Annotated in this window: 20 protein-coding genes; 12 read left to right on the top strand and 8 right to left on the bottom strand. The window is 69.6% G+C overall.

The genetic code is table 11. The annotated features are described in order from the left end of the window. Nucleotides 1-29: 29 nt before the first annotated feature. Nucleotides 30-2,399: a molybdopterin-containing oxidoreductase family protein gene (locus tag FHP25_RS15425; protein WP_147847838.1), complete on the top strand. Its 2,370-nt coding sequence runs from the start codon at nucleotides 30-32 to the stop codon at nucleotides 2,397-2,399. A 1-nt stretch (nucleotide 2,400) separates the two neighbouring features. Here FHP25_RS15425 and FHP25_RS15420 read toward each other — a convergent pair whose 3' ends face one another. Both FHP25_RS15420 and FHP25_RS15415 read right to left on the bottom strand, forming a co-directional pair. Then, nucleotides 2,401-3,021 (bottom strand): LysE family translocator, encoded by a 621-nt coding sequence (locus FHP25_RS15420; RefSeq protein ID WP_147847837.1) that lies wholly within the window; start codon nucleotides 3,019-3,021, stop codon nucleotides 2,401-2,403. A gap of 107 nt (nucleotides 3,022-3,128) precedes the next feature. Next, nucleotides 3,129-4,583 (bottom strand): DHA2 family efflux MFS transporter permease subunit, encoded by a 1,455-nt coding sequence (locus FHP25_RS15415; protein WP_147847836.1) that lies wholly within the window; start codon nucleotides 4,581-4,583, stop codon nucleotides 3,129-3,131. Between the two features lie 9 nt (nucleotides 4,584-4,592). Between FHP25_RS15415 and FHP25_RS15410 the strand changes: the two genes are divergently transcribed. Together FHP25_RS15410 and FHP25_RS15405 are read left to right on the top strand one after the other, a co-directional pair. Beyond that, nucleotides 4,593-5,072 carry a MarR family winged helix-turn-helix transcriptional regulator gene (locus FHP25_RS15410; RefSeq protein ID WP_147847835.1) on the top strand — a complete coding sequence of 160 codons (480 nt, stop codon included), beginning with the start codon at nucleotides 4,593-4,595 and terminating at the stop codon, nucleotides 5,070-5,072. Then, entirely contained in the window at nucleotides 5,069-6,154 is a 1,086-nt protein-coding gene (locus FHP25_RS15405; protein WP_147847834.1) for an HlyD family secretion protein, read from the top strand. Before FHP25_RS15410 ends, FHP25_RS15405 begins: the two co-directional genes overlap by 4 nt. 31 nt (nucleotides 6,155-6,185) lie before the next feature. Here the strand turns inward: FHP25_RS15405 and FHP25_RS15400 are convergent, their stop codons facing one another. After that, nucleotides 6,186-7,184, bottom strand: coding sequence for a M48 family metallopeptidase (locus FHP25_RS15400; protein ID WP_147847833.1), 999 nt, complete (start codon nucleotides 7,182-7,184; stop codon nucleotides 6,186-6,188). 45 nt (nucleotides 7,185-7,229) lie between these two features. Here FHP25_RS15400 and FHP25_RS15395 point away from each other — a divergent pair, with 45 nt between their 5' ends. The 3 genes from FHP25_RS15395 (at nucleotide 7,230) to hisA (ending at nucleotide 9,971) form a co-directional block, all read left to right on the top strand. Then, entirely contained in the window at nucleotides 7,230-7,637 is a 408-nt protein-coding gene (locus tag FHP25_RS15395) for a carboxymuconolactone decarboxylase family protein (protein WP_147847832.1), read from the top strand. Between the two features lie 319 nt (nucleotides 7,638-7,956). Then, complete coding sequence (locus tag FHP25_RS15390) at nucleotides 7,957-9,138, top strand: aminotransferase class V-fold PLP-dependent enzyme (protein ID WP_147847942.1); 1,182 nt, start codon at nucleotides 7,957-7,959, stop codon at nucleotides 9,136-9,138. A 104-nt stretch (nucleotides 9,139-9,242) separates the two neighbouring features. Continuing rightward, nucleotides 9,243-9,971 (top strand): 1-(5-phosphoribosyl)-5-[(5-phosphoribosylamino)methylideneamino]imidazole-4-carboxamide isomerase, encoded by a 729-nt coding sequence (gene hisA, locus FHP25_RS15385; RefSeq protein ID WP_147847831.1) that lies wholly within the window; start codon nucleotides 9,243-9,245, stop codon nucleotides 9,969-9,971. 30 nt (nucleotides 9,972-10,001) lie between these two features. On the opposite strand, the gene FHP25_RS15380 is transcribed toward hisA, so the two are convergent. Further along, nucleotides 10,002-10,724, bottom strand: a complete 723-nt coding sequence (locus tag FHP25_RS15380) for an anti-sigma factor (protein ID WP_147847830.1) — start codon at nucleotides 10,722-10,724, stop codon at nucleotides 10,002-10,004. Further along, on the bottom strand, nucleotides 10,721-11,266 hold the full coding sequence (locus FHP25_RS15375) for a sigma-70 family RNA polymerase sigma factor (protein WP_331461685.1): 546 nt from the start codon (nucleotides 11,264-11,266) through the stop codon (nucleotides 10,721-10,723). Before FHP25_RS15375 ends, FHP25_RS15380 begins: the two co-directional genes overlap by 4 nt. Before the next feature lie 253 nt (nucleotides 11,267-11,519). Here FHP25_RS15375 and hisF point away from each other — a divergent pair, with 253 nt between their 5' ends. Together hisF and FHP25_RS15365 are read left to right on the top strand one after the other, a co-directional pair. Then, entirely contained in the window at nucleotides 11,520-12,308 is a 789-nt protein-coding gene (gene hisF, locus FHP25_RS15370; RefSeq protein ID WP_147847829.1) for an imidazole glycerol phosphate synthase subunit HisF, read from the top strand. An 80-nt stretch (nucleotides 12,309-12,388) separates the two neighbouring features. Next, nucleotides 12,389-12,793, top strand: a complete 405-nt coding sequence (locus tag FHP25_RS15365; RefSeq protein WP_147847828.1) for a phosphoribosyl-ATP diphosphatase — start codon at nucleotides 12,389-12,391, stop codon at nucleotides 12,791-12,793. A gap of 19 nt (nucleotides 12,794-12,812) precedes the next feature. On the opposite strand, the gene FHP25_RS15360 is transcribed toward FHP25_RS15365, so the two are convergent. After that, entirely contained in the window at nucleotides 12,813-13,745 is a 933-nt protein-coding gene (locus FHP25_RS15360) for a succinylglutamate desuccinylase/aspartoacylase family protein (protein ID WP_218578398.1), read from the bottom strand. Here FHP25_RS15360 and FHP25_RS15355 point away from each other — a divergent pair. After that, a complete protein-coding gene (locus tag FHP25_RS15355; protein WP_218578397.1) occupies nucleotides 13,738-14,547 on the top strand; it encodes an HAD family hydrolase in 810 nt (269 codons plus the stop codon). The two genes, FHP25_RS15360 and FHP25_RS15355, sit on opposite strands and share 8 nt — an antisense overlap. Nucleotides 14,548-14,612: 65 nt before the next feature. Here the strand turns inward: FHP25_RS15355 and FHP25_RS15350 are convergent, their stop codons facing one another. Beyond that, entirely contained in the window at nucleotides 14,613-15,503 is an 891-nt protein-coding gene (locus FHP25_RS15350) for an OmpA family protein (RefSeq protein WP_178133551.1), read from the bottom strand. A gap of 52 nt (nucleotides 15,504-15,555) precedes the next feature. Beyond that, nucleotides 15,556-15,813 (bottom strand): DUF6489 family protein, encoded by a 258-nt coding sequence (locus FHP25_RS15345; protein ID WP_147847825.1) that lies wholly within the window; start codon nucleotides 15,811-15,813, stop codon nucleotides 15,556-15,558. A gap of 201 nt (nucleotides 15,814-16,014) precedes the next feature. Between FHP25_RS15345 and FHP25_RS15340 the strand changes: the two genes are divergently transcribed. The 3 genes from FHP25_RS15340 to FHP25_RS15330 all read left to right on the top strand — a co-directional run bounded on the left by FHP25_RS15340 (nucleotide 16,015) and on the right by FHP25_RS15330 (nucleotide 21,620). Further along, complete coding sequence (locus FHP25_RS15340; RefSeq protein ID WP_147847824.1) at nucleotides 16,015-18,108, top strand: thioredoxin domain-containing protein; 2,094 nt, start codon at nucleotides 16,015-16,017, stop codon at nucleotides 18,106-18,108. A gap of 132 nt (nucleotides 18,109-18,240) precedes the next feature. Next, on the top strand, nucleotides 18,241-20,691 hold the full coding sequence (locus FHP25_RS15335; protein ID WP_178133550.1) for a DUF3772 domain-containing protein: 2,451 nt from the start codon (nucleotides 18,241-18,243) through the stop codon (nucleotides 20,689-20,691). Further along, entirely contained in the window at nucleotides 20,688-21,620 is a 933-nt protein-coding gene (locus tag FHP25_RS15330) for an alpha/beta fold hydrolase (RefSeq protein WP_147847822.1), read from the top strand. Before FHP25_RS15335 ends, FHP25_RS15330 begins: the two co-directional genes overlap by 4 nt. Nucleotides 21,621-21,624: the final 4 nt, after the last annotated feature.

Below are 21,624 nucleotides of genomic sequence, written 5' to 3'. Positions count from 1 at the left end.
TCCGGATTGTACAATCCTGGGAACCGCTCATGACCGTCACCCGCACGCCCACATTCTGCCCGTTGTGCCGCTCGCGCTGCGGCGCCGTCGCCGTTGTGGACGATGCGTCGCTGGTGGCCCTGGAAGCCGATCCCACCCACCCCACCGGCCGGGCGCTGTGCGTGAAGGGCAAGGCGGCGCCAGAAATCGTGGCCAACCCCAACCGGTTGCTGCATCCGCTGATCCGGACCGCGCCCAAGGACGCCGCCGATCCGCGGTGGCGGCGCGCCAGCTGGAACGAGGCGCTGGATAGGATCACCGCGAACATCGATCGCATCCGGCGCGCGCACGGACCGGAAGCGGTGGCGTTTGCGTCCACGTCGCCCAGCGCGGCGCCGATCTCCGATGCGCTGCTCTGGATCGAGCGCTTCGTCAACCGCTTCGGCAGCCCCAACAGCCTCTTCGCGACCGAGATCTGCAACTGGCATAAGGACCATGCGCACGAGCTCACCTGGGGCGTCGGCATCCGCTCGCCGGATTTCGACAACACGGGCTGCGTGCTGCTGTGGGGACACAATCCGGCCGTCTCCTGGCTGGACCACACGCTGGGGACTGCACAAGCCCGCCGGCGCGGCGCCAAGGTGGTGGTGGTCGACCCGCGCCGGGCCGGACCGGCGGTCGGCGCCGACATGTGGCTGCGGGTGCGGCCGGGAACCGACGGGGCCCTGGCGCTGGCGATCGCGCATGTGATGCTGGAACGCGGCTGGTTCGACGCTGCCTTCATCCGACAGTGGAGCAACGGGCCGCTGCTGGTGCGCGCCGATACCGGCCGCTTCCTGCGTATGGGCGACCTCGACGGCACCGGCGACCGTCGGCTGGCGGCATGGGATCGGCTCTCGAGCCGGCCCATCCCTTACGATCCCCGCCGCGGCGCCTACGACGCCGACATCGACACCGGGAACCTGGCGCTGCGCGGCGCCGTGACCCTGGACGGGCCGGCCGGCCGGGTCGTCTGCCGGCCGGCGTTCGACCTCTACGCCGCGCTATGCGCCCAGTACCCGCCGCAGCGCGCCGCCGAAATCTGCTGGGTGCCGGCCGAGGATATCGAGCGCACGGCGCAGCTGCTGCACTCGGCGCGCCCGGTTTGCCTCTATGCCTGGACCGGCGTCGGGCAGCACACCAACGCCACGCAGACCGACCGGGCCATCGCCCTGCTCCACATGCTCACCGGCAGCCATGATGTGCCCGGCGGCAATATCGCGCTGGCGCAGCCGGCGGCGGCGGACCTCGGCGGCCGTGATTTCCTGTCGCCGGCCCAGCGCGGCAAGGCGCTGGGCCTGGACGAGCGGCCACTGGGCCCGCCCGCCCGCGGCTGGGTGCGCACCGACGATTTCTGTCGCGCGGTCATCGATGCAGAACCCTACCGCGTCGCCGGCCTGATCGCCTTCGGCGCCAATCTCGCGGTCTCGCACGCCAACAGCCGGCGCATCGCCCAGGCGCTGGCGCGGCTCGATTTCTACGTCCATGCCGACGTGGTGATGAACCCGACGGCCCGCTTCGCCGACGTGGTGCTGCCCGTGAACATGCCGTTCGAGCGCGATGCGCTGCGCATCGGCTTCGAGCCGACCCAGGCGGCGGCGCGCCGGGTCCAGTACCGCCAGGCCGTGCTGCCGCCGCGCGGCGAAAGCCGGTCGGATGCCTGGATCGTGTTCGAGCTCGCCAGGCGCCTGGGCTTCGGCGCCGATTTCTGGGACGGCGATATCGAAGCCGGCTACGCCGCGCTGCTGGCGCCGCTGGGTCTTTCGCTCGAGGCGCTGCGGCAAAGCCCCGCCGGCATCGACCTGCCGATGGAGCCGCGCTACCGGCGCTTCGCCGAGCTGGCGGACGGCGTCGCGCGCGGCTTTGCCACGCCGACCCGCAAGGCCGAGGTCTATTCCGAACGGCTGCTGGATCACGGACAGGCACCGCTTCCGGATTACGTGGCACCGCTGGTGTCGCCCGAAACGGCCGGCCCGGGCTACCCGTTGGTGCTGACCTCGACCAAGCGCATCTACTTCAACCACAGCCAGCATCGCGACATCGCGGCGCTGCGGCGGCGCATGCCCGATCCCCTGATCGAGCTGCATCCCGATACCGCGGCGGCACGCGGCATTGCCGATGGCGACTGGGTGCGCCTGCGCACGCCCGCCGGCAGCATCCGCATGCGCGCCAACCTCGATGCGCATCTCGATCCGCGCGTCGTGACCTCGACCTATGGCTGGTGGGCGGGCAACGAGGCGCTGGGCCTGCCGCCGCTCGATCCCTTCTCCGAAGACGGCGCCAACTACAACCTGCTGATCGACGACACTCTGCTCGATCCGATCAGCGGCTCGGCGCCACACCGTTCCTATGCCTGCGAGGTGGAGCGGGACGCAAGCTGAGTCAGGCGCGGCGCATCGCGGCCGTCAGCGCGCCGGCGCCGATCAGCACGCTGCCGCCGACGCGGTTGACGATGCGGCGCACCCGCGGCCGGCGGATCACGCCGCCGGCACGGCTGGCCAGCAGGGCATAGAGGCCGGCATTGAGCGCCGCCATGGTGACGAACGTGGCAACGAGGATCGCGGCCTGCGGCGCCCAGGCGCGGCCGGGGTCCATGAACTGCGGCACGAACGCGATGAAGAACAGGATGCTCTTGGGGTTGAGCGCTGTCACCGCATAGGCGTGCGCCATCATCACCCAGGGCGAGCGATGCTCGACGGTCGCGGTCAGGTCGTCAGCGACCGGCGCCCGCCACAGCCGGATCCCGAGATAGACCAGATAGGCCGCGCCGATCCACTTCAGCGCCGTGAAAAGCGTGCTGGAGGCGGCCAGCAAGGCGCCGACGCCCAGCAGCGACAAGGTCATGGCGGTCAGGTCACCCAGCGCCACGCCGGCGACGATGGCCAGCGCCGCACCCCGCCCCTCGCCCAGCGCATAGCCGATCACCAGCGCGATGGTCGGGCCGGGAATGATGAGAACGACGATCGCAGCAGCAACAAACGCAAGCCAGAGATCAAGCGGCATGACGGTTCCCCGATACGCGGCGCGCGCGGCGGATAGCCGGCTTCGCCTCGGACCGCATCCATCCCTGCGCCCGGCGCGACGTCAATCGTTTAGGAGCGCGCCGCCCGTCAGGCGTTGCGGGCGCGCGCCTTGCCGGCCACGAACAGGATCGCCGGCACGGCCAATGCCGAGGCCAGGGTGTAGAGGCCGAAGGCGTTGAGGTATCCGATCATAGCCGCCTGGCGATTGATCTCCTTGGCGATCCGGGCAAGGCCGGCGGTCGAGTCCATGGTCCAGCCACCCATCACCCAGGGCAGCGACAGCGCCTCGTTGAACGGGCTCACCATCTCGACCATGCGGCCGTAGTTGGTGCCGGTGGCCCGCACGATCTCGGCGACGCACAGCGAGATGAAGAAGCTCGAGCCGATGTTGCGCAGCAGGTGGTAGACGGCCGTCCCTTCGGCGAGATAGCGCGCCTCGATGGTGGCGAACGTGGCCAGGGTCAGCGGCACCCAGATGACGCCGACGGCGATGCCCTGCAGCATGCTGTTAGCCATCAGGGTGGCGACGTCGACGTTGAGGTCGAGGCTCATCAGCCACAGGCCGGACAGCACCTGCACCCCGAAGCCGCCGATCAGCCCGATCCGGGGATCGACCTTGCCGATGAAGATGGCGAGGAAGAAGCCGATCGACGCGCCAACCCCGCGCGCGGCGATCACCTCGCCGATGATGCTGTCGGGGAAGCCCGCATGCTGCTGCAGCAGCGGCGGCAGCAGCACCATGGGCGTGAAGTTCAGCATGCCGTAGATCGCCACCAGGACGAGGCCGAGGGCATAGTTGCGATCCAGCAGCAGGCGCAGATTGAGGAACGGCGCTTGCGACGTCAGGCTGTGCGCGATGAAGACGTAGAATGCCAATGCCGCCACCAGCGCCTCGACGACGACCTCTTCCGATTCGAACCAGTCCAGCCGCTGCCCCCGCGACAGCATCAGCTGAACGCAGGCGATCGCCAGCGATAGCGACAGGAAGCCGGTCCAGTCGAGCGCTGTCCGGCCGGTGGGCGCGTCCTTCGGCAGCGTGAGCCGCAGCCCGATGAAGCAGGCCAGCCCGACCGGCACCACCATGTAGAACGCCCAGCGCCAGCTGTAGAGCTCCGACAGCAGGCTGCCCACGGTCGGGCCGATCACCGGCCCGATCACGACCGCCATCCCGAAGATCGACGTCACCATGCCGGCCTGCCGCTTGGGGAAGCTGTCGAGCAGGATGGTCTGCGACAGGGGAATCACCGGCGCCCCCAGGCCACCCTGGAGGATCCGCCACAGGACCAGCATCTCCAGCGATTCGGCCGCGCCGCACAGCAGCGTCATGACCGAGAAGGCGAAGAGCGACCACACCATCACGTTGCGGCGGCCGAACCGCGCCACCATCCAGCCGGTCATGGGCGTGACGACCGCGGTGGTGAGGATGTTGAAGGTCATCACCCACGCGATCTCGTCCTGCGTCGCCGACATCGCGCCCTGCATCTGCGGCAGCAGGGTCGAGGCGATCAGCAGCGTGGTGGCGTACAGCGTCGAGCCGAGCATCACCGCACGGTGAAGCCCGACGACGACGCGTATATCGGGTATCTCGTGTCGGACGTGGCGCGCCTGATGCGCACCGTGTTCGACCGGCGCGTGCGCAAGCTCGGGCTGACCCGCAGCCAGTGGCTGCTGCTGAGCCGCCTGCACCGGCGCCCCGGCGCCAGCCAGACCGAGCTGGCGGAGATGCTGGAAGTCGAGAAGGCCAGCGCCGGCCGCATGGTGGACCGCATGGAGCGCAACGGCTGGGTCGTGCGCCGCGCCGATGCCGCCGACCGGCGCGTCAAGCGCATCCACCTCACGCGCGAGGCGGAGCGCGTCCATGCCCGGATGTGGGTCGTCGCGCAGGCCACGGTCGACGACGCCCTGGCCAACCTGACCGCCGCGGAACGGACGCAGCTGGCGCGGCTGATGGGCCGCGCCAAGGCGCGCCTGCTGGCACTGGCGAACGGCGACGCCGCATCTGCCACGCCGTCGCGGCGACGAACGCCATGATCCGGGGCCGGCGCCTGCGGCTGCGTCCGCTTCTGCTGATCGGCGTGCCGCTGCTGGTGCTGGCGGCCGCGGTGGGTGTCTGGCTCAGCGGCGGACGCTACATCAGCACCGAGAACGCCTACGTCAAAGCCGACATCGTGCAGATCGCGCCGGAGGTGGCGGGCCGTGTCGCCGAGGTCCGGGTACGGGACCACGCCCGCGTCGCGATGGGCGATGTGCTGCTCACGATCGACCCCGAGCCGTTCCGACTGGCGCTCGAGCGGGCCGAGGCCGAGCTCGACGCGGCCCGCACCCAGGTCGAGACGCTGCGCGCGACATGGCGCGAGGTCGTGAGCGAGCTTGCCGAGGCCGAGTCGCGGGCGGCGCATTTCGCCCGCCAGGCGGCGCGCCAGGCCGAGCTGGCGACACGCGGCGTCGTCTCGACCAGCAAGCGGGAGGAAGCGGAGAACGAGGCGGTCGCCGCCAGCGATCGGGTCAATGTCGTGCGCGAGCGCCTGTATCGCGTGCTCACCACGCTGAACGGCGATCCCAAGCTCGAGGCCGAACAGCATCCGCTGGTGCGCGAGAAGCAGGCGGCACGCGATCGCGTGGCGCTCGATCACGCCCGCACGACCGTGAGGGCACCTGTGTCCGGCGTCGCGATCAATGTCCGGGTCCAGCCCGGCGAGCAGATCCGGGCGGCGACGCCCCTGTTCGTCGTGGTCGCCGACAACCGGCCGTGGGTCGAGGCGAACTTCAAGGAGACACAGCTCACCCATGTGCGGGTCGGGCAGCCGGCCACCGTCGTGCTCGACATCTACCCGGATGTCACGTGGCAGGCGGTCGTCGAGAGCCTGAGCCCGGCGACAGGCGGCGAGTTCGCGGTGCTGCCGCCGCAGAATGCCTCGGGAAACTGGGTCAAGGTGGTCCAGCGCCTGCCGGTGAAGCTGCGCCTGGCGCCGCACCAGGGCGAGCCGGTGCTGCGCGCCGGCATGACGGCGACGGTACGTGTCGACACCGGCCGGCAGCGCGGCATCGGCGACATCGTGGCCCTGTTCATGGGCCCGGGCACGGCTTCGGCGACGACCGCTCCGCCGCGCTGAGCGGTGCCATCAGCCCGGCCGCCGCCGGCGCTCAGCCGTAGCGCATCACCGACTGGCCGTGGTGGCGCAGCCACGCCTTGCAGGCGGCAAGATCGCCGGCCGTGAGCTTCGCCGCCAGCGCCCAGAAGCGGGCGCTGTGGTTGTGGTGGACGAGATGGGCGATCTCGTGCGCCACGACATAGTCGACCACGTCGGACGGCGCGAACGCCAGCCGCAGCGAGAAGCAAAGGGCACCCGACTTGCTGCAGCTCCCCCATTGGGTGGCGGTATCGCGCAAGCTGAAGGGGCTGGCCGGCCGCTCGATGCGCGCCGCCTTCTCGCGCACCAGCGGCTGCAGGTGCTCGCGCAGCCTTGCCGTGAGCCAGTCGCCGACCCGACGCGACATGTGCTCCACGCCGCCGGCGACATGGATCTCGCCGTTCTCGATCCAGACGGTGCCGCGGGCATCGGATCGATGGCGGATGCGATGCGGCACGTCGAACAGCGGGATGACGGCGCCATCGGCGAACGGCACCGGCGGCTGGCGGCGCTTCAGCCGCGTCGCAATCCAGGCAGCGTTCTGCTGAGCGAACTCGAGAGCCTGCTCGCGGGACATGCGCGGCGGCACGACCAGCTTCACGTGCCCGGTGCGGGCATCGACGCGCAGCGCTACACGGCGTGCCCGGGCGCTGGGCTCGTAGGCGACGGTCAGCGTCTCGCCGGCATGGGCGATGTCGACCGCGTCCGTGGCGCGGCTGGTCGCCAAGCCCTCCCGCGCCGCCAGCGCCCACGCGAGCTTGCGCCGTACGAAACGCTCGACCGCCGCCATCGGCTCCAGCACCGGCGCCACGACCGTGACGGTCTTCGCCAGCGGATCCACGTACATCCCTGTGCACCGGGCGCGCGCGCTGCGCTGGAACTGCACCTCCAGCCGTCGGCCGCCTTCAGTGAAGGTCAGCCCTTGCGGATCCTTCGCCGATGGTGACGGACCGTTGCCGAACAGGTCGGCTGGCGGCTGGACGCTGAGGGGATCGATGCGCCGACTCGACATTGGGCTACAGTAAGGTGCCTTCAGACCGGATCAAATGAGGATAACATGACGACCGAACCCACGCTCACGACCGCCCATGACACGTTGCGCGAGGCTGGCCGCGCGGTGCTGCGCGAGGTGCTGGGCGCGCCCTACCTGGAGAAGCGCGACGCCGGCACCACGCCGTTCAACGGCCAGGCGCGCCGCCTCAGCGAGGAATTCGCCTACGCCACGCTGTGGACGCGCGGCACGCTGGACCGCAAGCAGCGCAGCATGATCACCATCGCCATGCTGTGCGCGCTCAACCGACCGCATGAGCTTCGCATCCATCTGGTCGGTGCCCTCAACAACGGCTGCACCGCCGAGGAGATCAGCGAGATCTTCACCCACGCCATCGCCTATTGCGGCTTCCCGGCCGCCATCGATGCCCTGCGCACCGCGGAGGAGGTGCTGAAGGAGCAGGGCAAGCTGTAGGTCGCCCTGCCAGCCCTGGAATCTCCGGTCGGCGATACATCTGTCATCCCGAGCGCAGCGAGGGATCTCCTGCGGCAAAGCGCACGGTGCGCCATTGCGGGAGATCCCTCGCTGACGCTCGGGATGACAGTGACCTCTGCCCTTCCACGGACAGCGCGCTCCTGCTGCTGCAGGCCGGCGGCGCGCTGATGGTCCTGCTGGCCGTCTTCATGGCCGCGCGCCGGCCTGCGGGGCCACGCCTGACCACGCCGCGATCGCATCGGGGGCGGACATGTTCTACGGTGCCGCCCTCTTGCACCACGCCTCCCCGAGCAACGTGATGGATATCACCCGCCTGCGCGACGAGACTCCCGGTTGCGCCGTCGTCAACCATCTGAACAACGCCGGCTCCAGCCTGCCGACACGGCGCACCCTGGATGCGACCCTCGATCACCTGCGGCTGGAAGCCGAGATCGGCGGCTACGAGGCGGCGGACCAGGCGCATGAGCGTATCGAGGCGTTCTATCCGTCGACTGCGAGGCTGATCGGCGCGCGGCCGGACGAGATCGCCTTTATAGAGAACGCCACCCGGGCATGGGGCATGGCGTTCTACTCGCTCGACTTCGCGCCGGGCGATCGCATCCTGACCTGCCGCAGCGAGTACTCCTCGAACTACATCTCCTATTTGCAGGTGGCACGCAGGACGGGCGCCGAGATCGTGCCGGTGCCAGACGATGCGCAGGGCCAGATCGACGTGCAGGCGCTCGCCGACCGGATCGACAAGCGCGCCAAGCTGATCTCGATCAGCCACGTGCCGACGCAGGGCGGCCTGGTGAACCCGGCCGCCGAGGTCGGCAAGGTGGCACGCGCCGCCGGCGTGCCCTACCTGCTGGATGCCTGCCAGTCTGTGGGCCAGATGCCGGTCGATGTCGACGCGATCGGCTGCGACTTCCTGTCGGCCACCGGCCGCAAGTACCTGCGCGGGCCGCGCGGCACCGGCTTCCTCTACGCCCGGCGCGAGACGACGGCGCACCTGGAGCCGGTGTTCCTCGACAACCACGCGGCGCGCTGGACCGGTGCCACCGTCTACGAGGTGCGCGCCGATGCCCGCCGGTTCGAGAACTGGGAACGCTACTACGGCGGCATCCTGGGGCTGGCCGCCGCGGTGGACCAGGCCACGGCGCTGGGGCTGGACGCGATCTGGGGACGTGTGCAGGCCCTGGGCGGCGCCCTGCGCGAACGCCTCGCCCGCGTGCCGGGCGTCGTGCTGACCGACCTGGGCGCGGTGAAATGCGGGATCGTCACCTTCGCGCTCAAGGAAGGGCGGCACGAGGCGATCCGCGCCGCGCTGCGCGAACGCTCCATCAACGTCTCGATCTCGACCAAGTTCTCCTCGCGGCTGGATATGGACGGCCGCGGGCTGGAGGACGTGATCCGCGCCTCGGTGCATATCTACAATACCGAGGACGAGCTCGACCGCTTCGTGGATGCCCTCCAGGCGGCGCGGCGGGCGCTGGCCTGACGAACCGCGCGCGGCGTCCGGCCACGTCCGGCTTTGCAAACCCGCCCGCTTCCGCTAACACCGGCCCGCCGTCACGTCCGACGGCTCCCGGATGGCCACGTTCCATGATCCTGTTTCCCGCCATCGACCTGAAGGATGGCAAATGCGTGCGCCTGCTGCGCGGTGACATGCAGAAGGCGACGATCTTCGACGTCGCGCCGGCGGATCAGGCCAAGCGCTTCGTCGATGCCGGCTGTGAATGGCTGCACCTGGTCGACCTCAACGGCGCCGTGGAAGGCCGCCCCGTCAACCGCGCCGCGGTGGTGTCGATCCTCGAGGCCGTCGGCGACCTGCCGGTGCAGCTGGGTGGCGGCATCCGCAGCATCGAGACGGTGGCGCTGTGGCTCGAGGCCGGCGTGCGCCGCGTGATCCTCGGCACAGTCGCGGTGCAGGATCCCGGACTGGTCAAGGATGCCTGCCGCCAATGGCCCGGGCGCATCGCCGTGGGCATCGACGCCCGCGAGGGGCTGGTCGCCGTCGACGGCTGGACCAAGCAATCGACGGTCAAGGCGCTCGACCTGGCGCTGAAGTTCGAGGACGCCGGGGTGTCGGCCATCATCTACACCGACATCAACCGCGACGGCGCCATGGGCGGCGTCAATGTCGACCAGACGGTCACGCTGGCGCTGCACCTGACGACGCCGGTGATCGCGTCCGGCGGCGTCGCCACGCTGGACGACCTGCGCGAGCTGAAGCAGCACGAGAAGGCGGGAATCGTCGGCGTCGTGGCCGGCCGGGCGCTCTATGATGGCCGCATCGGGCTCACGGAAGCGCTGAAGGTGATGAAGGCCTGAGGCTTCCGATCGCGACGATGGCCACGGCGCTCAGTTCGCCGGCGTCATCTGCCCCTGCATCACGACCGGGCCCGTCGGCAGGCCGGTGGGCGAACCGCCGGCCGGCTCGAGAGAAACAGCGAAGCGCTGACGCAGCTGGGCGGGCGAGAGATTGCCCAGATCGAGCCGGATGGTGCGCACCTGGTCCATGAGCCCGATCGCAACCGGCGACGGCGCAGCGGTCGAGATGGACCAAAGCTGAAGCGAGCGGCCCCGCGGTATGGGTGCGATCTCCAGCGGGATCAAAGTCACACGCCCGTCGGCATAGGCATGCATGACGGCGCCGGGCCGGCCTTGATCCGTGGTCAGCACGGCAACGAAGGCCGGTTGATCCTGGGGCGCCGGCGCCAACCCGATTGTCACCAGCAAGGCCGCCGCCGCGGCGATGGCCGCCCCTGCCAGGCCGCGCCAGAAGACAAGGCTGTTCCACAAGTGTGACAGACGTCTAGTTTCCGCGGCCGACGCAGACGCGCGCACGCCTTCCGCCGGCGGCGCGATGCCGGCACGGATGCGTGCCCATAGCGCCTCGCCGACCGGAAGCGGCGCGGCGGTCTGATCGAGGTCGGCCAACCGCGCGCGCCAGGCGGCGACAGCAGCGGCGAAAGCCGCATCGCCGGCGATGCGGCGCTCGGCGGCCGCCGCGTCGGCCGGACTCAACAAGCCCAACACATGTTCAGCCGCCAGGGCTTCGCGGTCATCGTCGGCGGCGGTCATCCCAGACACTCCCGAAGCGCCAGCGCGCCACGCCTGATCCAGGATTTCACGGTGCCCAGGGGCACGCCCTCGCGTGCCGCCAGCTCCGCGTGGCTGAGGCCGTGCACATAGGTCAGCACGATCAGCTTGCGCGCCCGCTCCTCCAGATGCTCGAGGCAGCGGCGGAGGCTGCTGGAATCCGACAGTTTCGTGACAACGTCGTCGGCGTTCTCCTCAGCGGCAGCCGCCGCGGCGTCGCCGTCGGCATCGAGCTCGAGCCGGCTCTCGTTGCGCAAGATGCTGATGGCGCGATGCCGCACGATGGCATAGATCCAGGTGCGGCCGGCACCGCGGGCGGCATCGAAGCTGGCGGCCCGGCGCCATATCTGCACAAACGAATCCTGCACAACCTCTTCAGCCAGCGCCCGGCGGCGCACGATCCGCTGGGCGACCCCGATCATGCGCGGCGCTTCGCGCTCGTAGATCGCACGCAGCGCCGCGTCATCGCCGCCGGCGCAGCGGCGTAGCGCCTCCTCGATATCCAGGTCGCCGGCTTGCATCATCAGTTCCGCGCCCATCCGGCAGCGCCGTATCTCCGACCTGCCGGGCAGGTGATCGACGCCAGCATCATGACGCTCCTTTCACGGGCCGACAATTCACCGTCCCATGTCCTGGGGCACGCGATTCGGGTGCATCAATGCCAGTACGATCGAATGATCTCATTTGGATGCAACAGCCGTGACGCGCGGGCGGCAGAAGGTAGCGTTGTCGAGTTAGCGCTTGTGCCCCGGGCACGGGCCGGATAGCACCGCAAGCATGCTGAAGGTGCGCATCATTCCCTGCCTCGACGTGCATGCTGGCCGCGTGGTCAAGGGGGTCAACTTCGTGGACCTGGTGGATGCCGGCGATCCGGTCGAGCAGGCGCGTGTATACGACGCTGCCGGCGCCGACGAGCTGACATTCCTTGATATCACCGCCAGCCACGAAGACCGCGACACCATCCACGATGTCGTTGCCCGCACGGCGGAGCAGTGCTTCATGCCGCTGACCGTGGGCGGCGGCGTGCGCACGATCGAGGACATAAGGCGGCTGCTGCTGGCCGGCGCCGACAAGGTGTCGATCAACTCAGCCGCCGTGGCGCGGCCCGAGTTCGTGAAGGACGCCGCCGAGAAATATGGCGACCAGTGCATCGTAGTGGCGATCGACGCCAAGCGCACTGGACCGGACCGATGGGAGGTCTTCACCCATGGCGGCCGCCGCGGGACCGGCCTCGACGCCGTCGCCTGGGCCCGGCGCATGGCCGACAGCGGCGCCGGCGAGATCCTGCTGACATCGATGGATCGCGACGGCACCAAGGCCGGCTTCGATCTGGAGCTGACACAGGCTGTGAGCGATGCGGTGCCGGTGCCTGTCATCGCGTCCGGCGGTGTCGGCACGCTCGATCACCTGGTCGACGGCGTGGTGCAAGGCCACGCCAGCGCCGTGCTGGCAGCGTCGATCTTCCATTTCGGCACCTTCACCATCGCCGAGGCGAAGGCGCACCTGGCGAAGCACGGCGTTCCGGTGCGCGGGAATACAAACTTCTTAGACAAATTACAGAAGTAGCGTAGAGTTGATTTTCGGGAAGCAACCGCAGAATCGGCACCAAGGCCGGCGCGTCTCCCTCTGACGCAGACAAGCGGACCATGGCCAAGCACCGACAGAAAAAGAAAGTCGTCAAAGCGAAGAAGCGCGCCGGAAAGAACCAGCGTGAGCTGGTGGCCGACGACTCACAGCACATGCTTGACCGGCTCTACGCGACGATCGAAAGCCGCAAGGGTGCCGATCCGAGGACGTCGTACACGGCCCGCCTGATGGCGCGCGGCCAGGAGAAGCTGGCGCAGAAGCTGGGCGAGGAAGCGACCGAGGCGGTGATCGAGGCCGTCAAGGGCGATGCCGACAAGCTGATCCTGGAAAGCGCCGACCTGCTCTACCACCTGCTGGCCCTGTGGGCGACGCTGGGCGTCAAGCCCACCCAGGTCTGGGCCGAGCTGGCGCGCCGCGAGGGCGTGTCGGGGATCACCGAGAAGGCCGCGCGGACCACCGCCTGACCACGACCGCCGCGGCGCCTCAGCCGAAGCGCGTGCTCTTCACGCCGAAATAGTAGAGCTCCACCATCGGCGTCGGCCTGGAATTGGGAAAGACCACGAAGCCGTCGCGCGGCGCCGTGAGCACCTCGCCATTGCCGCGCCGCGCGATCACCTGCCCCGCCATGACTGTGTCGCCCGATACGAACGGCCGCTCCAGGCGATCGTCCGGCGCCAGGGCATAGGCTGCCTCGACGACCTCGATCGCCTGCGTCGCGCAAGCCACCGGTGGCGGCGCGTCGATCAGCGCGAGATGCGCCAGCGCATTGAGGATCGCCTGGCGGGCCATTTCAGGCGCTCGGCTGTCGCGGTGCTGGCCGCATTCGATGGTGACGCCGTAGCCCCCGAAGCGACGCATGTACTCGGTCATGCCGACGCCCTTGGACAAGGAGCTTCCCGCCAGCCCGCGCCGCACCAGATCTTCCTGGGCGCGCGCATGCGCCGCCAGGAAGCCGTGCATCAGCAGCGGCGGACCCAGCCGCGACGCGAAGGCGCCTTCCTCGGCCGCGAAGCGGAAAGGCTCGATCGGACCGCTGTTGTCGGGCGGCCCGACGAACACGAAGGCCTCGCCCGGGCCGCTGAAGGAGTGGATGTCGAGCAGCACGTCGTGCTCGCGCAGCAGCGGGCAGAGGATGTTGGCGGCCCGGTCCTCGTGGCATTGCGGCAGGATGTATTCGCGCAGATCGCGGTTGAGGTTGCGATCGCCTTCACGCGTCCCCTGGTCGTAGGCCTTTCGGTTGGCGACCGGCACGAAGGTGACATGACCACGCTGGATCGCCAGCCGCCCGTCGCGGCGATCGGCGATCGTGGCCAGGATCGCCTCGGTGCCGCAGGTTTCGTTGCCGTGCACGGCACCCAGCACCAGCAGCTTCGGGCCCGGCTCCAGGCCGGCAAACCGCACGATCTCCATGGCCATCAACATCACCTCCCTGCCCTGCGTATCCTACGCAATGCCGGCGCTGGCGTCGTGGCCCAAGCCCCGCTACACCGGTCGCATCATGCCCGCCCTGCCCACCGCCATCCTGTTCGATCTCGACGACACCATCATCCAGGCCTATGCCAAGCCCGAGGAAGCCTGGTGGCGGCTGCTGGAGCGGTTCAGGGGCGAGCTGCCCGACGACGCCGACCGCTTTGCCCGCATGCACCGCGCCATCCTGGAGGAAGGACGCACCTTCTGGAGCGACCCGGTCAAGGCGGCCCGTTGGCGGCTCGATCTGGCCGGCGCCCGGCGGCTGGTGGTGCGACGCGCGCTGGCCCGGCTGCAGCTGGCCGATGACGTGCTCGCCGACCGCATCGGCGATGCCTTCACCGAGCTGCGCCGCCAGGAATACAAGCTGTTTCCGGACGCGCACGACACGCTCGACCGGCTGCGTGCAGCCGGCATCAAGCTGGCGCTGGTGACCAACGGCGCCGCCCTGACCCAGCGGGCGAAGGTGGTGCGCTTCGACCTCGAGCACCGCTTCGAGCACATCCAGATCGAGGGCGAGTTCGGCAAGGGCAAGCCCGATCCGGAAGTCTATATCCACGTGCTCGGCCGGCTCGGCGTGCCGCCGCAGGCATGCTGGATGATCGGCGACAATGTCGAGTGGGAAGTCGTGATGCCGCAGCGGCTGGGCATGCGCGGCATCTGGTACGACCCGCATGGCATGGGTCTGCCGGCGGATTCGACGGTCCGGCCCGACCGCATCCTCACGCGGCTGGGCGAGCTGCTGGAGTAGGCGATTTCTCGCGCGGCGCCGGGCTCGGCCGTCCCGCCGCCGATGGATGGATCCGACGGCCCGCTCTATCGCTTCACGATCTCGACACGGCGGTTGCGGGCGCGGCCAGCCTCGGTGTCGTTGGTCGCCAGCGGCGAGAGGTCGGCGATGCCAGCCGACGACAGCCGGGTGCGGTCGGCGCCCAGTCGCGCCACCAGGTCCGTCACCACGGCCTGCGCGCGCTGCTCGGAAAGGGTCCGGTTGGTGGCGAAATCGCCCTGGCTGTCGGTGTGCCCCACGATCAGCAGCTTCAGATCGGAATCGCTCTTCATCAGCTTGGCGAGCTCGTCGATCGAGGCGCGCGACTCATCGGTGAGCTTGGCGCTGCCGATGTCGAACTGGATGCCGTAGAGCGCGATGCTGCCGTTGGTGTCCAGCTCACGGCCGATATCGGTCGCGTCGACCGGACCGGTGGCCGGCGGCGTCGCCGTCGCGCAGCGTGCCGAGTCGGCATCCGGCTTCTTGGCTGCCGCAGCCTGGCACTGGCCCAGCTGGTCGCGCAACGCCGCCGCCGCCTTCTCGCCATCGGCCTTGGCCGACTTCACCGCCTGCTCGACGGCTTCGCGCAGGGCTGCCTCCTTCTCGCTGCCCAGCGACTTCTCGGCTTCGACCCTGGCCGCGGCTATGGCCTTGTTGGCCTCGGCCCGGGCTGCCGTCAGGTTGCGCTCGCCCTCCTCGCGCGCCGCCGCCACGGCTTTCGCGGCGTCGGCTCTGGCGGTCGCGTCGGCGGCCAGGGCGCGGTCGACCTCGGCGCGCGCGCTTGCGAGCGCCTTCTCGGCGGCGTCGCGCGCCGCCGCCGCCTGCGCCAGCTCAGCCTTCGTGCGGTCCGCCAGCGGCGTGCCGGGCAGGCTCCAGAGCGCCAGCACAGCGCCCACGATCGCCAGCACCACGACAGTGATGCCCATGATCCGATTCATGACGACCTCCCGATCCGACATCCGGCCAGGCGCCACGTGAGCAATGGACCGGTCACTTCTTCTGGCTGCCGGCCATCGCCGCCAGGTTCTGCCAGAACATCTGCTGCACTTGCTGCATCTGCTCGACACCCTGCATGGACGCCGGCAGCCACGTCTTGAAGATTTCCGACGGGTCCATGGCGTTGAGGCTGGATTTCATGCGCTGCTCGATCTCGGCCAGGATGCGGTCCTGCATCGGCTTGAGGTCCGGCAGCCCGAAAAAGGAGCGGGCTTCCTCCGGCGTGCAGTCGATCTGTACATTGACTTTCATTGCGGTGCCTCCAGTCGGCGGCCGCAGATTAGGCGACGACGGGCGCCGGCGCCAGACACCGGCCCCCTGCCAGGACACCGACGACGGCGGCTGGCGCCGGACCGGGGGCGTGCTATGGCGACGGATCGCCTCGCCGGAACCCGGCGGCAGGGCGGCCGTTGCCCGGCCATCGCGATGCCGGGCTGCTTCAGGGAGGCTGTGATGAGCACCATCGCCGGCCGAAATCGGCTAGCCGACGAGACCAGCCCCTACCTGCTGCAGCACGCGGACAACCCCGTGCACTGGTGGCCGTGGGGTGACGCGGCGCTGGCCGAGGCCCGGCGGCTGGACCGGCCGATCCTGCTGTCGATCGGCTACGCCGCCTGCCACTGGTGCCATGTGATGGCGCACGAGAGCTTCGAGTCCGACGACGTCGCCGCGGCGATGAACACGCTGTTCATCAACATCAAGGTCGACCGCGAGGAGCGTCCCGACATCGACACGATCTACCAGCAGGCGCTGGCGCTGCTGGGCCAGCAAGGCGGCTGGCCGCTGACCATGTTCTGCACGCCGGCCGGCGAGCCCTTCTGGGGCGGCACTTATTTCCCGCAGCCGGCCAGGTATGGACGGCCGGCATTCGCCGACATCCTGCGCAGCGTCGCCAGCGCGTATCGCGACAAGAAGGATGCGATCGAGCAGAATCGCGAGGCGCTGCTGACCGCGCTGCGCGAGCGGGCACGCGGCCAGGCCGTCGAGGTCGCGCCGGGGACGACGGCGCTGCCGCCGGCCCTGTTCGCCCAGGTCGCGACACGGCTGGCGCGGGAGGTCGACCCGATCTGGGGCGGCATCGGCCAGGCGCCGAAATTTCCCAACACAACCGTTTTCGAGCGGCTATGGCGCAGCTGGCTCGCCGGCGGCCGGCGCGAGGCGGCCCTGCTCGACGCCGTGACGGTGACGCTGGATCGCGTGTGCCAGGGCGGCATCTACGATCACCTCGGCGGCGGCTTCGCGCGCTACGCGACCGACGCCGAATGGCTGATCCCGCATTTCGAGAAGATGCTCTACGACAATGCGCAGCTTGTCGAACTGCTGACCCTGGTCTGGCAGGAGACGAAGAGCCCGCTCTACCGCCTGCGAATCGCCGAGACCTGCGACTGGGTGCTGCGTGAGATGGTCGCGGCCAACGGCGCCTTCGCGGCGACCTATGACGCCGACAGCGAGGGCGAGGAAGGCAAGTTCTACGTCTGGCGTGCCGCCGAGATCGACGCCGTGCTCGGCGAAGCCGATGCTGCGTTCTTCCGCCAGGTCTACGACGTGCGTCCGGACGGCAACTGGGAGCACGGCGCCAATATCCTGCATCGCAACCGCAAGCCGGCGCTGCTGTCCGAGGACGACGAAGCGCGGCTGGCAATGTTGCGCGCCAGGCTCAAGGCCGTGCGCGATACGCGCGTCTGGCCGGGCTGGGACGACAAGGTGCTGGCCGACTGGAACGGCCTGATGATCGCCGCCCTGGCCAACGCGGCAGCGGTCTTCGATCGCCCGGCATGGCGCGAAGCGGCCACCCGCGCCTTCGACACGATCTGGTCCATGCGCGGCGATGACGGACGGCTGTTTCACTCCTGGCGCAAGGGCATCGCCAAGCACCGTGGCACGCTCGACGACCACGCCAACATGGCACGCGCGGCGCTGGCGCTGTTCGAGACCGGCGGCGAAGGGCGCTATCTCGACGCCGCGGCGAGCCTGACGGAAGTCCTCGACACGCATTTCGGCGATGGCGACGCCGGTGGCTATTTCTTCACCGCGGCGGATGCTTCGGACGTGATCGTGCGCCGCACCGACGCGCATGACAGCGCCGTGCCGTCGGGCAACGGCACCATGGTCGGCGTGCTGGCACGCTTGTGGTCCCTGACCGGCGAGCAGCGCTATCGCGACCGGGCCGAGCGCGTGATTGCCGCCTTCGCAGGAGAGGTCGAGCGCAATTTCTTCCCGTTGATGACCCTGATGAACAACGCCGAGCTGCTGCAGGCGATGGTCGAGATCGTGATCGTCGGCCCGCCGAACGACTCGGCCACGCATGCCCTCACAGCCGCCGTCCATGGCCGCTCGCTGCCGGACAAGGTGATCCGCCTGCTGCCCCCCGACGCAGCCCTGCCGGCCGGGCACCCCGCCGCCGGCAAGGGCATGATCGGCGGCCGGCCAACCGCCTATGTCTGCCGCAACATGGCTTGCTCGGCGCCGGTCACCGAGGCCTCCGCGCTGACCGCCATCCTGGAGGCCGGGTCCGCACCCGGTGGAAACGAAAAGCTGCCGAGATAACCGGCGGCATCTCGCTCGCACCCTCAAGCCTGCTGCAAGGTTGCCGTCATTGGATGGATGTGTGCTGCTGCAATGCGGCCGCAAAGGTGGCACGTTGCCGGTCCATATCTGGCTATTCCACAATTTGCATCCATGACCAAGCTCCTGCGCTTCATCCTGATCGGCGTGCTGTGGCTGGCGTTTCCCGCGGTCGTCCTGGGGCAGGCGTCACCGCCGCCATCGAGTGGCGAGCAGCGGCCTTTCGGCCTGATGGTCGAGACATGGACGCGGGCGCTGGACCAGATCGCGCAGGAAGCCGGGCGGCCCAACCTGATCGATGCCGAGATCGAGCGCTTGCGCAACGAGACGACCATGATCCGCCAGGCCGCTTCCCGGGCGGCCGAGCAGGCCCGCGACGAGGGAAGCTCGCTGCGCACCCTGCTGGCGCCACTGGAGGCACGCCCCGACCCGGCGCTGGGCACCAAGACGCCCGACGCGCCACCCACGGACCAGGCGCCCGAATCGGAGGCGCTCAAGGCGCAGCGCGATCGACTGCGCGCCAATCTGGCGCTGGTCGACGCACGCGTGAAGCAGGCGGAGCTGATCATCGCCCGGGCCGATCAGCTCACGGCGCAGATCGCCAAGGCGCGCAGCGACCAGTTTGCCCGCATCGTCCTGAGGCGCAAGCACCCGCCGCTTGCACCATCGACATGGCTGCGCCTCGGCGACGATATTGATTTCGCCTGGAAGACGCAGATGGAAGCGTGGCGCGCGCTGGCCGATTCGGGCGCGATGACCGCGGCCCTGAAGGATGCCGAGCACCGCGGCCGCACCATCGCCAGCGTGATCGGCCTGGCCATCTGCTGGCTCGGGCTGGTCTGGCTGCGGCACTACCATGGCCGCGGCCAGGCGATCACCGAGCCGTCCTATCGCGAGCGGGCGATCGCGGCGCTGCTCGACGGCGTCGGCATGGTGGCGTTGCCGGTGCTGGGAGTCCTGCTGGCAGTGTCCTGGCTGCCCTCGGTCGAGGCGTCGCCCGAGGCGATGCGCCCGGCGCTGACCACGCTGCTCAACGTGGCCTACAATGCGATCTTCTTCCTGGTCGTCTACGGCCTCTCGGAAGCGAGCCTCACGCCGCGCCGGCCGACATGGCGGCTGCTGCCGTTCTCCGCCCACAGCGCCGAGGTGTTCTGCGCTCGCATCCAGCGCCTGGCCGGGTTCGTTTCCCTTGCCGGACCGATCACGGCGTTCTGGCTGCTGCAGCTGCCCGGCGGCACGGTCGAGGTGGCGCGCTTGGCTTCAGTCCTTGGTTTTGCTGTCGCGGTCGGCCTGCTCGCCTTCGGACAGCCGGCGCTGCGATCCGACGCCTGGCAATCGAGCGAGGTCGCCGAGGGCGACACGCCCCGGCTGATCGGCGGCTATCCCTGGCTGCTGGGCCGGCTGGGGCTGAGCGTGCTGCTGATCGCGATCGTGGTGGCGGCGCTGCTGGGCTACACGGCGCTGGCCGTCCACGCCAGCAGCGCGCTGCTCGGGTCGGTGCTGGTCGTGGTGATCGCCATGATCGTGCACGCGCTTGTCCGTGACGTGGTGCACGCCGCCGGCGCACCCGACACGCCGCCCGGGCGCTGGCTGCGCCGCGTCTTCGGCCTGGCCCCCGACGCCCCCATCCATGGCCCCTTCGCCATCGTGATGCTGGCCGACCTGCTGCTGCTGGTCATCGTCTGCGTGCTCGTGCCGGTCCTCTGGGGCGCCGACCTCGACGACATCCTCGACAAGGCCAAGCGGCTGCTGACCGGCTTCTCCATCGGCCAGCACCGGATCTCGCCGATCGACATGGTCGTGGCGCTGCTGGTGTTCGTGGCGGCGATCACGGCGGTCCGGCTTGCCCGCCGCGGGCTGCGCGAGCGGTTCCTGCCGTCGCTGAACATGCAGGACGACATCCGGCTGACCATCGATTCGATGGTCAACTATGTCGGCTTCATCGCCGCCGTGCTGCTGGCGATCTCGGCGCTGGGCATCGACTTCACCAACCTTGCCCTGATCGTCGGCGCCTTGTCCGTCGGTATCGGCCTGGGCTTGCAGAACCTGGCCAACAACACGATCTCCGGCGTGGTGCTGCTGCTGGAGCGGCCGATCAAGGTCGGCGACCGGGTGATCGTCGGCCGGCACGAGGGCATCGTGCGGCGCATCAATGTCCGCGCCACGGAGATCGAGACCGGGCAGCGGGCCATGGTCATCGTGCCCAACAGCGAGTTCCTGCAGAGCGCCGTCGTCAACTGGACCTACGCCGACAATGTCGGCCGGATCGACCTGCCGATCAGCGTCGTCCATGGCAGCGACGCCGACAAGGTCGAGGCGATCCTGCGCCAGGCCGCCGAGGACAACCCGCACACCGTCGCCGTGCCGCGCGCGCTGGTGATGTTCAAGACGATCAGCCCGGTCGGCCTGGAGTTCGAGCTGCGCGCCCATGTCGACAACGTCGCCAATACCGTGGCCGCACAGAACGCGCTCAACCGCTCCATCCTGGCCGGCCTGGCCGAGGCCGGGATCGCGCTGGCGGCAGTGCCGCCGCCGGCGGTCCGGCCGCCACCGGCCGCAACGTGAGAGGACGCTGGCCGGGCCTCGCTGCCGGCGCGGCCATCACCCTGATGTTGGTCGCCGGCGCCGTGCTCTACACGCCCGACATCCCGGTGGAGACGCTGAAATCCCGCTACGCCTCGCCGCGCTCGCAATTCATCGACATCGATGGCGCCGCGATCCATGTCCGCGACGAGGGCAGCAGGCGAGGCCCGACGCTGATCCTGCTGCACGGCTCCAACGGATCGCTGCAGGTCTGGGAACCATGGGCGCGGCGTCTGGCCGACAGTGCCCGCCTGGTGAGCCTCGACCTGCCGGGTCACGGCCTGACTGGCCCCTGGCCGCGCGGCGACTATTCCATCCCGGCCTATGCCGACCTCGTCGTGCAGATCGCCGACAGGCTGGACATCCCGCGCTTCGTCGCCGTCGGCCATTCGATGGGTGGTGCCGTGGCGTGGACCCTGGCTGCACGGCACCGGCAGCGCGTGACGCATCTCGTGCTGATCGACACCGCCGCCTATCCCCGCGACGGCGCGCCGCCATTGTCGCTGCGCCTGGCGCAGGCGCCCGTCCTCGGCGAGATCGTCACGATGCTGAAGCCGCGCTGGCTGGCCGCACGCACGTTGCGCGAGACCTATGCCGATCCGGACAAGCTCGATCCAGCCGATGTGCGCCGCTACCACGACCTGCTGCGCCGCGACGGCAATCGCGCGGCGACGCTGCAACGCCTGCGTCACGCGACGCGCCTGGACCCGGCGCCGCTGAAGTCGCTTGCGCTCCCGACCTTGATCCTGTGGGGCGCGCAGGACCGTTGGGTTCCGGCGGCCGATGCCAGGCGGCTACAGCACGATATCGCGGACAGCACGCTGCTGGTCTATCCCGATGCCGCGCATGTGCCGATGGAGGAAGTCCCCGACCGCAGCGCGGCCGACATACGCCGCTTCGTGCTGAAGTGACTCG

Source organism: Vineibacter terrae (assembly GCF_008039615.1).
Lineage (GTDB): Bacteria > Pseudomonadota > Alphaproteobacteria > Reyranellales > Reyranellaceae > Vineibacter > Vineibacter terrae.
The sequence above is the reverse complement of the archived record's forward strand: the minus strand, read 5'-3'. Positions and strand labels throughout refer to the sequence as shown.

What these genes read in the sequence shown, in the direction of transcription:
- FHP25_RS15425 (WP_147847838.1), top strand. Translation starts at nt 30, where the DNA reads ATGACCGTCACCCGCACGCCCACATTCTGCCCGTTGTGCCGCTCGCGC.
- FHP25_RS15420 (WP_147847837.1), bottom strand. Translation starts at nt 3,021, where the DNA reads ATGCCGCTTGATCTCTGGCTTGCGTTTGTTGCTGCTGCGATCGTCGTT.
- FHP25_RS15415 (WP_147847836.1), bottom strand. Translation starts at nt 4,583, where the DNA reads ATGCTCGGCTCGACGCTGTACGCCACCACGCTGCTGATCGCCTCGACC.
- FHP25_RS15405 (WP_147847834.1), top strand. Translation starts at nt 5,069, where the DNA reads ATGATCCGGGGCCGGCGCCTGCGGCTGCGTCCGCTTCTGCTGATCGGC.
- FHP25_RS15400 (WP_147847833.1), bottom strand. Translation starts at nt 7,184, where the DNA reads ATGTCGAGTCGGCGCATCGATCCCCTCAGCGTCCAGCCGCCAGCCGAC.
- FHP25_RS15395 (WP_147847832.1), top strand. Translation starts at nt 7,230, where the DNA reads ATGACGACCGAACCCACGCTCACGACCGCCCATGACACGTTGCGCGAG.
- FHP25_RS15390 (WP_147847942.1), top strand. Translation starts at nt 7,957, where the DNA reads ATGGATATCACCCGCCTGCGCGACGAGACTCCCGGTTGCGCCGTCGTC.
- hisA (WP_147847831.1), top strand. Translation starts at nt 9,243, where the DNA reads ATGATCCTGTTTCCCGCCATCGACCTGAAGGATGGCAAATGCGTGCGC.
- FHP25_RS15380 (WP_147847830.1), bottom strand. Translation starts at nt 10,724, where the DNA reads ATGACCGCCGCCGACGATGACCGCGAAGCCCTGGCGGCTGAACATGTG.
- FHP25_RS15375 (WP_331461685.1), bottom strand. Translation starts at nt 11,266, where the DNA reads ATGATGCAAGCCGGCGACCTGGATATCGAGGAGGCGCTACGCCGCTGC.
- hisF (WP_147847829.1), top strand. Translation starts at nt 11,520, where the DNA reads ATGCTGAAGGTGCGCATCATTCCCTGCCTCGACGTGCATGCTGGCCGC.
- FHP25_RS15365 (WP_147847828.1), top strand. Translation starts at nt 12,389, where the DNA reads ATGGCCAAGCACCGACAGAAAAAGAAAGTCGTCAAAGCGAAGAAGCGC.
- FHP25_RS15355 (WP_218578397.1), top strand. Translation starts at nt 13,738, where the DNA reads ATGGCCATCAACATCACCTCCCTGCCCTGCGTATCCTACGCAATGCCG.
- FHP25_RS15360 (WP_218578398.1), bottom strand. Translation starts at nt 13,745, where the DNA reads ATGGCCATGGAGATCGTGCGGTTTGCCGGCCTGGAGCCGGGCCCGAAG.
- FHP25_RS15350 (WP_178133551.1), bottom strand. Translation starts at nt 15,503, where the DNA reads ATGAATCGGATCATGGGCATCACTGTCGTGGTGCTGGCGATCGTGGGC.
- FHP25_RS15345 (WP_147847825.1), bottom strand. Translation starts at nt 15,813, where the DNA reads ATGAAAGTCAATGTACAGATCGACTGCACGCCGGAGGAAGCCCGCTCC.
- FHP25_RS15340 (WP_147847824.1), top strand. Translation starts at nt 16,015, where the DNA reads ATGAGCACCATCGCCGGCCGAAATCGGCTAGCCGACGAGACCAGCCCC.
- FHP25_RS15335 (WP_178133550.1), top strand. Translation starts at nt 18,241, where the DNA reads ATGACCAAGCTCCTGCGCTTCATCCTGATCGGCGTGCTGTGGCTGGCG.